Source organism: Clostridium sp. (assembly GCF_036646415.1).
Classification (GTDB): domain Bacteria; phylum Bacillota; class Clostridia; order Clostridiales; family Clostridiaceae; genus Clostridium_J.
Genome location: NZ_JAVXMF010000044.1, coordinates 1 through 12,836 on the forward strand (window position 1 = coordinate 1; position 12,836 = coordinate 12,836).

Annotated in this window: 11 protein-coding genes; 1 reads left to right on the forward strand and 10 read right to left on the reverse strand. The window is 32.7% G+C overall.

Features of this window, described 5'->3' with window-relative positions; genetic code table 11:
• The 3 genes from RSD37_RS16050 to RSD37_RS16060 form a co-directional block, all read right to left on the reverse strand.
• Positions 1-1,016, reverse strand: a 1,016-nt coding sequence (locus RSD37_RS16050; protein ID WP_346947743.1) for an acyl-CoA dehydrogenase family protein, incomplete at its 3' end; no start/stop codon positions are given.
• A 23-nt stretch (positions 1,017-1,039) separates the two neighbouring features.
• The gene (locus RSD37_RS16055; protein WP_346947744.1) at positions 1,040-1,819 is read right to left on the reverse strand and encodes a short-chain-enoyl-CoA hydratase; all 780 of its coding nucleotides are present in this window, start codon (positions 1,817-1,819) and stop codon (positions 1,040-1,042) included.
• A 234-nt stretch (positions 1,820-2,053) separates the two neighbouring features.
• Complete coding sequence (locus RSD37_RS16060; protein ID WP_346947745.1) at positions 2,054-2,692, reverse strand: redox-sensing transcriptional repressor Rex; 639 nt, start codon at positions 2,690-2,692, stop codon at positions 2,054-2,056.
• A gap of 410 nt (positions 2,693-3,102) precedes the next feature.
• On the opposite strand from RSD37_RS16060, the gene RSD37_RS16065 reads away from it, so the two are divergent.
• Positions 3,103-5,016 carry an ABC-F family ATP-binding cassette domain-containing protein gene (locus tag RSD37_RS16065; RefSeq protein ID WP_346947746.1) on the forward strand — a complete coding sequence of 638 codons (1,914 nt, stop codon included), beginning with the start codon at positions 3,103-3,105 and terminating at the stop codon, positions 5,014-5,016.
• 110 nt (positions 5,017-5,126) lie between these two features.
• Here RSD37_RS16065 and pdxT read toward each other — a convergent pair whose 3' ends face one another.
• From pdxT to ablA, 7 genes are all read right to left on the reverse strand, one after another.
• Positions 5,127-5,726: a pyridoxal 5'-phosphate synthase glutaminase subunit PdxT gene (gene pdxT, locus RSD37_RS16070; RefSeq protein ID WP_346947747.1), complete on the reverse strand. Its 600-nt coding sequence runs from the start codon at positions 5,724-5,726 to the stop codon at positions 5,127-5,129.
• A gap of 4 nt (positions 5,727-5,730) precedes the next feature.
• Positions 5,731-6,609 (reverse strand): pyridoxal 5'-phosphate synthase lyase subunit PdxS, encoded by an 879-nt coding sequence (gene pdxS / locus RSD37_RS16075; protein WP_346947748.1) that lies wholly within the window; start codon positions 6,607-6,609, stop codon positions 5,731-5,733.
• 384 nt (positions 6,610-6,993) lie between these two features.
• Entirely contained in the window at positions 6,994-7,782 is a 789-nt protein-coding gene (locus RSD37_RS16080; protein ID WP_346947749.1) for an OAM dimerization domain-containing protein, read from the reverse strand.
• Positions 7,782-9,341, reverse strand: a complete 1,560-nt coding sequence (locus tag RSD37_RS16085) for a lysine 5,6-aminomutase subunit alpha (protein WP_346947750.1) — start codon at positions 9,339-9,341, stop codon at positions 7,782-7,784. The genes RSD37_RS16080 and RSD37_RS16085 overlap by 1 nt, the downstream gene beginning before the upstream one ends.
• Positions 9,331-10,809, reverse strand: a complete 1,479-nt coding sequence (locus RSD37_RS16090; RefSeq protein WP_346947751.1) for a hypothetical protein — start codon at positions 10,807-10,809, stop codon at positions 9,331-9,333. Before RSD37_RS16090 ends, RSD37_RS16085 begins: the two co-directional genes overlap by 11 nt.
• A gap of 1 nt (position 10,810) precedes the next feature.
• Positions 10,811-11,836 carry a hypothetical protein gene (locus tag RSD37_RS16095; protein WP_346947752.1) on the reverse strand — a complete coding sequence of 342 codons (1,026 nt, stop codon included), beginning with the start codon at positions 11,834-11,836 and terminating at the stop codon, positions 10,811-10,813.
• Between the two features lie 28 nt (positions 11,837-11,864).
• On the reverse strand, positions 11,865-12,836 hold a 972-nt coding region (gene ablA, locus RSD37_RS16100; protein ID WP_346947753.1), incomplete at its 5' end, for a lysine 2,3-aminomutase.

Below are 12,836 nucleotides of genomic sequence, written 5' to 3' on the forward strand. Positions count from 1 at the left end.
CCAAATAATTGAACTGCTTTAGTTGTAACTTCCATAGCTACTTCTGAAGCATATAATTTAGCTCTTGCAGCATCTACTGAGTATGGCATTCCTTGATCTTTTAAGTAAGCAGCTTTATAAACTAAAAGTCTTGCAGCTTCTATTTTAACGTTCATATCTGCAACCATCCATTGAAGTCCTTGGAATGCTGATAATGATTTTCCGAATTGCTTTCTTTCTTTTAGGTAAGCAACAGCTTCGTCTAAAGCTCCTTGTGCTAATCCTAATGCTTGAGAAGCGATACCGATTCTTCCTCCATCAAGAGTTTGCATTGCAACTGCGAATCCTTTTCCTTCTTTACCAAGCATGTTTTCTTTTGGAACTACACAGTTTTCGAAAACTAACTCAGTTGTTGAAGATGCTCTTATTCCTAATTTTTCTTCAACTTTTCCTATAGAGAATCCTGGGAAGTCTTTTTCAACTATGAAAGCAGTTATTCCTCTAGTTCCTTTTGATTTATCAGTCATAGCAAATACTACAAATGTCTCTGCAACTCCACCATTTGTGATAAATATTTTAGAACCGTTTAATATATAGTTGTCGCCGTCTAATACTGCTGTAGTTTGTTGTCCAGCTGCATCAGTTCCTGCGTTTGGCTCTGTTAATCCAAATGCTCCTAGTTTTTCACCTTTAGCAAGTGGTGTTAAGTATTTTTCTTTTTGAGCTTGTGTTCCAAATTGGTATATTGGAGCTGCACATAAAGAAGTGTGAGCTGAAACTATAACTCCAGTTGTTCCACAAACCTTTGAAAGTTCTTCTACAGTGATAGCATAAGATAGGTTGTTACCACCTGCTCCACCGAACTCAGTTGGGAATGGAATTCCTAGCATGTTATATCTAGCCATTTGCTCTACGTTTTCAACTGGGAATCTTTCTGTTACATCTATTTCAGCTGCAATAGGTTTTACTTCGTTGATAGCGAATTCCCTTACCATTTGTCTTACAAGTTCTTGTTCCTTAGTTAATGAAAAGTTCATTATAATACCTCCTATTTATACAATTATCTATTTTTAAAATTTTTATCTCTTTTTTCAACAAACGCTGTCATGCCCTCTTTTTGATCTTCAGTGGCAAAACAAATTCCAAATGCTTCTGCTTCATATAATACAGCACTATCAATATCCATTTGTAATCCTCTATTAATTGCAGCCTTACATTGTCTTACAGCTATAGGAGCATTTTTAGCTATTTTAGTTGCCATAGCTTTTGCTTCATCTATAAGCATATCTTGTTCTACTACCTTATTTACCAATCCGATTCTTAAAGCTTCTTCAGCATTAATCATTTCACAAGTGTAAATTAATTGTTTTGCAATACCTTCTCCAACAAGTCTTGCTAATCTCTGAGTTCCGCCAAACCCAGGAGTAATACCAAGCCCTGCTTCTGGTTGTGCAAACTTAGCTTTAACTGATGCGATTCTTATATCACATGCCATTGCAAGTTCACATCCACCACCTAGTGCAAAACCATTAACCGCAGCTATTACTGGTTTTTCAAGCTTTTCAAGTTTCCTGAAAACTTCATTTCCTAGCATACTAAATTGCTTGCCTTCTAAAGCATTTAGGTTTTGCATTTCAGAAATATCAGCTCCCGCTACAAAAGCCTTACCTTCACCTGTAAGAATAACTGCATAAACTTCTTCATCTTTAGAAATTTGTTCAATTACAAAATCGATTTCTCTTAACGTACCTGAATTCAAAGCATTAAGTGCTTTAGGTCTATTAAGTTTAACTATAGCCACATTGCCTTCTTTTTCCAAGATTATGTTTTTATAATCCATTTTAAAATCCCCCATGCAATTTTTCAGGTATCATCCACCATAAATTGTTATTAATTTAACAAAATAGTGATTAAGGTGTTTCTACCTTAATCACTATTATAGTATCTTTACTATTATTTTTCAACTGAATTTAGAACTTTTATGAAATCTTTTTATTTCACTGATATTATTAAATATTAAAATTTTACTCACATTACAAATCTTTTCTATTTGTAATTTCTACATCTCAAAATATTATTCTTTTTCACATTCATTTAATAAATAACTAAGAGTCATCAAACTCTCGCTAAGATGTACATTCTCAACAATAACATCATCGTCAACTTTTAAATCTATCGGTGCAAAGTTCCATATTCCTTTTACTCCATTTTTAGTTACTATATCTGCTACCCCTTGAGCTCTATTCTTAGGAACACATATAATAGCAATACTAACTTTTTTCATTTTTAAAAACTCTTCTAATTCATCCATATCTCTAATTTCTATATCTCTAATTTTAAGACCTATAAGCTTAACATTAAGGTCGAAAATTCCTTGTAAATTAAATGCCATCTTATCAAATGAAGTATAGTTTGCAATAGCTTGGCCTATGTTACCTGCTCCTATAATAACAGTATTGTACTCTTTGTTTAGTCCTAATATTACAGATATTTGATATAATAACTCCTTAACATTGTATCCATAACCTTGTTGTCCAAAATCTCCAAAGCAATTTAAATCTTGTCTTATTTGTGATGCTGTGAATCCTATTTTTTCACTTAATTCTTTAGATGATATTCTATCAACTTCATTTTTATCTAATTCACGTAAATATCTATAATACTTTGGAAGTCTCTTTATTACCGCCATAGAAATACTTCTTTTCTTATCCAATTTAAACAACTCCTCATTTATGTATCTTAGATACATATTATATTTATTTCAACTACTGTGTAGGATGAATTTCATTATTAATATAATTCTAATTCTCATTATACTACACTGTTTAATGTATATTCTATAATTAAAAATATTTTTTCTACATCTTTACTTTTTTATTGAAACTAATAGTTGCTACTAATTTTAGCTGCTTCAGTCTTACTTTAATATAGACTCCGCACTCATAACCTGAAGATTTCTAAAACATTGTTTAGTAATGCCATAAATACTACTAATGATTATCGCTTTGTACATCTATTTTTACCCATATAAATTACTTCTCCATAATTTATATATTAATATTTATAATAGAATTTTAAATTTCTCCAAATTCATGATAAAATGCTATTAGGACGGTGAAGTAAATGATAGTTTTAAGTTGTAAAAATATAAATAAATACTTTGGAATAGATATGATTTTAAAAGATATTACCTTTAATGTTAATGAGGGTGAAAAAATAGGTTTAATTGGAGCCAATGGAGCTGGTAAATCAACACTATTTAAAATACTAACTAATCAAATGGAATATGATGATGGTGAACTATTTATAGATAAATCCAAGGAACTAGGATATCTTTCTCAAAACCTTTCTCTTAGCTCAGATAACACTATCTACAGTGAGCTACTTTCTGTTTTTAAAACCTTAATAGAAATGGAAGATAGACTTCATACTTTAGAAGAAAAAATGAATGAGCCCTATGATGCTTCCAAAGAAGATTATCATAACAAAATTATTAGAGATTATACCACTTTAACTGAGGTTTATGAAAATCGCGGTGGTTATACATATAAAGGAGAAATAAGCAGAGTACTTAAAGGTCTAGGTTTCTTAGAAAACGACTTTGATAAGTCTATTTCAATATTAAGTGGTGGTCAAAAGACTAGAGTTGCACTTTGTAAGCTACTTCTTAGAAAGCCTGAAATTCTTCTTCTAGATGAGCCTACAAACCATTTAGATCTTGATGCTATAGAGTGGCTTGAGGGTTATCTTAAGGAACTCAAAGGTACAATTATAGTAATTTCCCATGATAGATTCTTCCTTGATGCTATAACTAATAAGACTATAGAGCTAGCTGGCGGCATGGTGCAAAGCTACAATGGAAACTATACAACCTTTATAGATTTAAAGGAAAAGAATAAGGAAGTTTTACAAAAGGCCTATGACCTTCAACAAGCAGAGATAAAACGACAAGAAGATATAATAACTAAATACAAGTCCTTTAATAGAGAAAAAAGCGTAAAAGCTGCAGAGAGTCGTCAGAAAGCACTAGATAAAATCGAAAGAATTGATGCTCCTCTTAAAGATGCTAAAGCTTCAAAAATCAAGTTTGAGACACAAATAAAAAGTGGTAATGACGTTCTTTATATAGAAGACTTAAGAAAAAGCTTTGGTGAAAAGTTACTCTTTGAAACCCTGAATATGGACATAAAAAGAGAAGAAAAGATAGCACTTATAGGAGAAAATGGTCGTGGTAAGACTACCTTATTTAGAATTATCATGGATAAATTGAGTGCAGATAGTGGGGTTAAGGTTCTTGGTAAAAATGTTTTTGTTGGATACTATGATCAAGAACAATCAAATCTAACCCCTAATAAAGCTATAATTGATGAAGTATGGGATGACTTTCCTCATATGACCACTACTGAAGTACGTTGCGCACTTGCAGCATTTTTATTCACAGGTGATGATGTTTTTAAACACATATCCACACTTAGTGGTGGGGAAAAGTGTAGAATTAATCTATTAAAGCTTATGTTATCAAAGTCAAATTTTCTTTTACTTGATGAGCCTACAAATCACCTTGATATTATGTCTCGTGAAGCTTTAGAGGATGCTATACTAAATTATGATGGAACTATAATTCTTATCTCACACGATAGATACTTCCTAAACAAAATTATAAACAAGATTTTTGAACTTAACGAAGATGGAGTAAAAGAATATCTTGGTAATTACTCATATTATGTAGAGAAGAAGAAAAATCCTCTAAGATTCCAGTACGAGGAAGAAATCTCTGGGGTTACTAAAACTCAAATTAAGCTAGATAAGAAGAAGAGAAAGGAAGCGGAAAAAGCGGAAAAGGAAAAAGTTGCCGTCCTTAAGAATATCGAAAATAAAATAGCTGCTACAGAGGAATCTATAGAAACACTCCAAAGTCAGCTTTGCTTAGAAGAAGTATACTCTAACCCTGATAAAAGTAGGGATATAAACAAGGAAATTCAATTAGCAGAAGAAGAGCTTCAATCCTTATATGAGGATTGGGAAGAGTTAGCTTAACTCTAAAGTATAATAACCATTAAAACAATAAGTTCTATATTTTTTCAAATATAGAACTTATTGTTTTAATTAATTTATAACTCTTATTATATGAACTATAAATTATCACATTATAAAGTTAAATTGCTTTCCATATGCTGAGAACACATCTTGTGAAAATACCTATGCATAGTTAAATCCTTAGATAACTCTGGGTGAAATGAAGTAGCTAGCATATTTTTTTCTCTACAAGCTACTATATTTCCCTTCACTTTACATAATACCTCTACATCTCCAAGAACTCTTTCAACATACGGAGCTCTTATAAATATCATAGGTATCTTTTCATTACTTACGCCCTCTATAATTTCCTCTGTAATAAAACTGTCTACCTGAGCCCCATATGCATTCCTTTTCACTTCTATGTCCATAGTTCCAATATGGTTATAATCATATCCCTCTATTTTTTTAGCAAGGAGTATCATACCTGCACATGTTCCCCATACAGGTAATCCTTCTTTTATCTTCTCTCTTAAAGTATCAAGAATATTTAAATCCCTTAAAAGCTTGCCTATAACAGTACTTTCTCCACCGGGAAGTATGATTCCTTGAACTTTACTTAAATCTTCTAAATTCTTTACCTTTAAAGCAGATACACCTTCTATTTCATTAATCTTATTTATATGCTCTATTACAGCTCCCTGTAAATCTAACACTCCTATAGTTATCATTTTATTACCAACCTCTTGTTGAATAAAGCTTTGTATCTGGTAATTCTTTTGCGTTAATACTCTCCATAGCTTCTCCAAGATCCTCTGAAACCTCTGCAAGAATTTTAGGGTTGTTATAGTTTGCTACAGCTTTTACTATAGCTCTAGCTCTTCTCTCTGGATCTGCTGATTTAAATATTCCTGAACCAACAAAAACTCCATCACTTCCAAGTTGCATCATAAGTGCTGCATCTGCTGGAGTAGCAACTCCACCCGCTGCAAAATTTACTACTGGTAGTTTACCATTCTCGTGAACATATACTATTAAATCATATGGAGCTCCCATCTCTTTAGCTATAGTCATAAGTTCCTCTTTAGGTGTATGCTGCACTCTTCTTATGTCGCTCATAACAGTTCTCATATGTCTTACTGCTTCTACTACATCGCCAGTTCCAGCTTCCCCTTTAGTTCTTATCATAGCTGCACCTTCACCTATTCTTCTTAAAGCTTCACCTAAATTTCTAGATCCACATACAAATGGTACAGCAAACTTTTCTTTATCTATATGAAATACATCATCTGCAGGAGTCAGTACTTCACTTTCATCTATGTAATCAATCTCAAGAGACTCTAATATCTGTGCCTCTACAAAATGTCCTATTCTTACTTTTGCCATTACTGGAATTGATACAGCCTCTTGAATTTCTTTTATCATCTTTGGATCTGACATTCTAGCTACTCCACCTTGTTTTCTTATATCAGATGGTACTCTTTCTAATGCCATTACAGCAACAGCTCCTGCCTTTTCAGCAATGATAGCCTCCTCAGCATTAATAACATCCATAATTACTCCACCCTTTAACATCTGTGCAAGGTTTTTGTTTAATTCATATCTTTTATTCATTTTATTGTCCCCCTTATATTTTAATAATGAAAATATTTGATTCGCACAATCTTATCGTTACAATTATTGATACAATCAATTTTTACAATACAATTATCTCATATAACACACTTTGAATCAATACAATTTTAATATTTTTTATTATTTATTCTATTTTAAATTCATTTTCTTCATTTTGTATGCATACAATTCTCATTATTAGTATAAGAGCTTCTAAAATATGTTTAAACAACAATCTTTAATTTTATCATGAGCAGCTTAAAATATTATTAAAAATATCTTTAAATAGAAAAAAGTAGAATGAACTAGTCATCCTACTTAAATCCCATATTATTTTGTTCCACGTAAACTTTTTAACCCTATTAAAACCGCTTATGCTTAGTTTTAAACTAAGTTTCTTGCAACCATTTCTGTTATTGCAAAACTTGCAACGTCATCTGCATATTTTCCTGGTCCGAATCCAGCATCATATCCTAGTTCTTTAGCAAGTTCATGAGTTATTCTTGGTCCACCACAAATTAATACAACTTTTTCTCTAAGGCCTTCTGCCTCTAAAAGCTCTACTAAGTTTGTAAGGTTTTGAATGTGTACATCCTTTTGAGTAACTGTTTGAGATACTAAAAGTATATCTGCATTAAGTTCTACAGCTCTCTTAATGAACTCTTCATTTTCTACTTGGCTTCCTAAGTTATAAGCTTCTATTCCCTTATATCTTTCAAGACCATAATGTCCAGCGAAACCTTTCATGTTCATAACAGCATCAATACCAACTGTATGTGCATCAGTTCCTGTTGAAGCTCCTACTATAACTACATCTCTCTTGATGTTTTCTGCTATATATTCGCCAACTTCTGACATAGACATAGTGTCAACTTCTACTGTTTGAACATGAATTTCATCATAGTTAACAGTGTGCTCTAGTGATCCATAAACCACATAGAAAGTAAACTCTGCATCTAATGATCCGTGATGAGCAACGTTAGGATTTTTTAATCCCATAGCTTTAGCAAGTTGAGCTGCTGCTTCTATACCTTTTTCATCATCTTTAACTGGAAGAGTAAAACTAACTTGAGTTTTACCATCATTCATAGTATCTCCATAAGGTTTAAGCTTAGTTAAATCTAAGTTTGTGTCAAAATTCTTATCTTCAGTTGAATATAATCCACCACTCATTATTTGTTACCTCCCAACATTAATTCTATGAATGGGTTGAAGTAGTTTTTATCTAACTCAACAACTCCATCTAGTCCTTTTCCTCCGTTTAGAGGTCTCTTAATTCCAGCAAATTTACCTTGCTCTAGAGTTGAGAATAATCCTTCTTTTTCGATTTCTTCAATTAGGTCAGCAGCTTTATTTAAAACTTCGCTAACTCTAGCTTGCATGATTCCACCATTTTTGAAAGTTATTTCAGATCCTAGATCTTTCATTGTGCTGAATATATATTGAGCGTTATCTATTGAAACAGCTCTATCACTCATAAATGGAGTGTGTATAGCTTCTGTAAGCATTCCTAATAAGTGTAACTTCTGAGAAGTCATGATTGTTACCATGTTAAATAATGCGTCTTGAACTTGTCCTTTGAAGATATCTCCAGTTTTGAACTTAGTTGGTGGCATGTATTTTAATGGTGCTTTAGGGAATATTTCTCTAGCCATTTGTGCTTGAGCAAGCTCATAAAGGAATCCATTTTCAACTTTAGGATCTATTTCAAATGCGTGACCTAGTCCCATTTGCTCTTCTGGAAGTCCTGCAAATAATGCAAATTGCTCATTTATGAATTGAGAAGCAAGAACTGTATGTGCCTCTTCAACCGCATCAGCTGTTGTTAAGTAGTTATCTTCTCCAGTGTTGATTATAACTCCAGCGAATCCATTGATGATTCTTGAGAAGTATTGGTCAACAATTGTTCTTTGCATGTTGATATCTCTGAATAATATTCCGTATAATGCATCATTAAGCATTACGTCAAGTCTTTCAACAGCTCCCATTGCAGCGATTTCTGGCATACATAATCCTGAACAGTAGTTACATAGTCTTATGTATCTTCCTACTTCTTCTCCAACTTCATCAAGAGCAGCTCTCATTAATCTGAAGTTTTCTTGAGTTGCAATAGTTCCTCCAAATCCTTCTGTTGTAGCTCCATAAGGAACATAGTCAAGTAAACTTTGACCTGTAGTTCTTATAACAGCTATTACATCAGCACCTTGCTTTGCAGCAGCTTTTGCTTGGATTATATCTTCATAGATATTTCCTGTAGCAACGATAACATATAGGTAAGGACCTGTTTTGTCTCCACCGAATTTTTCAAGGTATGCTTCTCTTGTTTCTCTGTTAGCTTTAATCTTAGCAACAGTTTCTTTAGCTACTTTTTCTACAGCCATTTTTATTTCAAAAGCATCTCCCATTGGTAATTTAGTTAAATCTAATTCACCTTTAGCAACTTTTTCAGCAACTTCTTGTGCAGAAAGTCCAGTGTTAACCATAGCATTTCCTACGAAAGTTGCAGCTCCAATTGAAAGTCCGTTTCCAGCTTTAATGTTCTCAACTACTAAGTTAGGTAGTGGCACCTCAAACTCGTCAACCCCATCTATTCCTAATAATCTACATATTGTTCTTTCTACAGCTACTGTAGTGTGTCTATCTATAAACTGTTGTGTATCCTTAGCTATGTTTCTTGATGCAACTCTTGCTCTCTCAACTACACTTAAGTCTAAATTTAATTTACTTTCCATGATATTCCTCCTCATAATAAGTTTTTGCTATATCTACTATGTCATTTTCTAATCCTAATAACATTGCTATGTTAAGAGCATCCTTAGGTACTTTATTCTCCTTAGATACTTTCTCTAGTTTATATTCCATATTTTCTTGTATAATTTCTACGGAATGTCTCTTATTAAGATCTATTTTGTACTTCAGCTTATTGAAGTCTATATTTTTTAATCCTACAACCTGATAGTGAACCATTGGCTCTTCCACTACTCCATCGTAGTGAGTTGATATTATACTTGAAGTATTAAATTTCTGCAAATAATTTGCAAGAGATTTAACAAGGTAGTATCCTTCCTTAGGGTTTGTTCCTCTAGCAAATTCATCTAAAGCTACAAATCCATCTCCACGTTTTACACACTCTACGACTTCTTTTAGCTTAATTATCTCCGCTCCAAAGGTACTAAGGCCTTTAGATATAGATTGCATATCATCAGATACAAAATGAATAAAATCTAGGATAGGATATATAGCTTCTTTTGCAAATGTAAAGAATCCCATCTGTCCAAGGAATAAGTTTAACACGATTGTCTTAAGTGCTACGCTTTTCCCTCCCATATTAGCTCCAGTTATTACAGTAGTACCACCTTTTAGTTCTATGTTCACTGGAGAGAATTCTTTTCCTTTTGTCTTAAGAACCCCTTCTATCTCTGGATTTATGCCATCTATTATCTTTATATTCATATCTTTAACTATAGTAGGTTTAACACAATTATGTTTAATAGCAATTCCAGCTTTAGCCATTAACAAATCAAGTACTCCAACTACCTTTAAGTTCTCTGATATTTGCTTACTAAAGAAAGATAATCTTGAAGTAAGTTCTTTTCTTATATGTAACTCTTCTTCTTCCTCTTGTATAACAATGTCTAATCTTTCCTGCTTTAGCTTTTCTAGAATATCATCATCATTACAAGAAAAGATTTCTTTTTCCTTTTGGCTCTTTAGTTTTCTAATTTTAGAAAGCTTTTCACTATATTCTTCATAAATATAAAATGTAGAGATTCGCTTTCCACTTGGGTCTAATATATCTACTACTTCATCCAATGAGTGTAATTTTATCTTGTCGATAGATAAATTCATATCTTCAAGCATCAACTTTAGCTCTTCTAGTAGCATAGCTACATATTTTATCTCATAAAGTTCAACCTCATCTAAGGTTTCTACTTTTTCAGTTCTTTTTATAGTATTCCTTATATCCTTAATTTTATGAAGAAGTCTTACTATATCATTAAACTTATCTTTATATTCATTCATGCGGCTTATCATGCTGTCTATATTGTTAAGTTCTTCTATAAGTTCTTCATGCTGACTAATTTTATAAGGTTTTATAAGTTTTTTTTCTTCAGTACCATAAGAAGTTATTATGCCCAGTTCATCCATAATAAAGGAAAATCCTATCTGTGATCTTTGTTCATTATCTAAAAACTTCATACTATTCTCCTCCTATTACATCAAATACTGGTATATTAACCACTTCTCTAAGTCCCTGTAAAAACTCTTTTTTAGGAAATTCATAACCATAAGGTGCTTTAGGATTTGCAGTTATACAAACCACTGTTATTTTACTTATAGCCTTTATATTTCCTCCTTGCTTATGAAATCTATATAAACTATCACTATTAATAAATAGCTTTGTTCCATCTTCCACAAGTAAGGTTATGTTTTTATATAATGTAGTAGATGTCATGATACCCTTTATAAGTTTATCAGACACTGCACCTTTAATAACTACATGAGTTACTTCATCATTCAAAGCTTCTACTATTTCCTTAGAAGCTTCCAATGCAGTTAAAACCTCTAGAATTTTATAGGTTTTATCTTTATAAATTACACCTACAATTCCTTCAGTTAATATATTTGTCGCTACATTTAAAATAGACCTATCTTGCTCATGGGGTAAACTTAATAGATCCATTGTATGTTTTGTCTCATTTATAACGGTCTTCATGCTTCTTGATAATGCAGCTCCGGTAGATAATACTGTAGCTTCGGTTATGGCGGGTGAAGCAAAAGTTTTTCTACTTAAAGCACCATCTATTATAACAAGGTCACAGTTAAGACTTAATAATTGATCTTTTATATTTGTCATATATGAATTTACAGAAGGCCCTCCCAAATCCACATATCCATCACTTAATGCTCTACAAATAACAATTTCTCCCATAGGAGTATTTATACCTGTAGTTTTTATAATTTCTCTTGTAAAATCACTATTCAAAAGGCATTGTTTAGCTGTAGCAATTGAAGTACCTTTTTCAATGTATATCTTAGGTTTCTCAGTGGATGTAACTCTATCCAGTTCTTCACCATCTCTACCAATTGAAGTTAGGCCTAGGGACATATTGCCCCTAGCCTCCTCCAATATATGATTTAAAGTTGTTGTTTTTCCCACATTCTTATTCATACCTATTATAGATACACTGTTATATGGTTTTAATAACTTTAAAATTTCATTCATTAAATCACTTCTTACTTATATATTTATATTAGTGAGAGTGTCTTTCATTTCTCTCAAGACCTACTGGCTCAAGGTTTAATCTCTCTCCGTTTAGAAGTCCTGCAACTCCAACTTTGTGAGCTGTTTTCTTACCAGTACATATATCACAAGTACATCCTGGAGTGTAGTTTGTTGGCTCAGTATAAGTTGTGATAACACCTTCAAAGTTTCTTAAAACAACTTTATCATGGCTTTGAGAAATTACATAGTTAGGCATTACTGGTGTTTTTCCACCACCACCTGGAGCATCAACAACAAATGTTGGTACGCAGAATCCTGAAGTATGTCCTCTTAGCCCTTCAATGATTTCTATTCCTTTAGAAACTGGAGTTCTGAAGTGCTCAAGTCCTAATGAAAGGTCACATTGATAGATGTAGTAAGGTCTTACTCTCATTTTAACTAATCCGTGCATAAGATCTTTCATAGTGTGTACACAGTCGTTTACACCTCTTAAAAGAACTGATTGGTTTCCTAGTGGTACACCAGCGTTAGCTAATTTAGCACAAGCTTCTACAGCATCTGGAGTAATCTCAGCTGGGTGGTTAAAGTGAGTGTTTAACCAGATTGGGTGATATTTCTTTAACATATTTACAAGGTCATCAGTTATTCTTTGAGGCATAACAACTGGTGTTCTTGATCCTATTCTTATTATATCTACGTGAGGTATTGCTCTTAATTTGCTGATGATGTACTCTAAAGTTTCATCTGCAACTAATAGTGCATCTCCGCCTGATAATACAACGTCTCTTACTACTGGAGTATTTGCGATGTATTCAATAGCTTTATCGATTCTTTCCATTGGCATACAATCATCTTGTTGTCCAGCGAATCTTCTTCTTGTACAGTGTCTGCAGTACATTGAACACTGGTCAGTTATAAGAAGTAATACTCTATCTGGATATCTGTGAGTTAATCCTGGTACTGGAGAATCTGTATCTTCGTGTAGTGGATCCTCTAAATC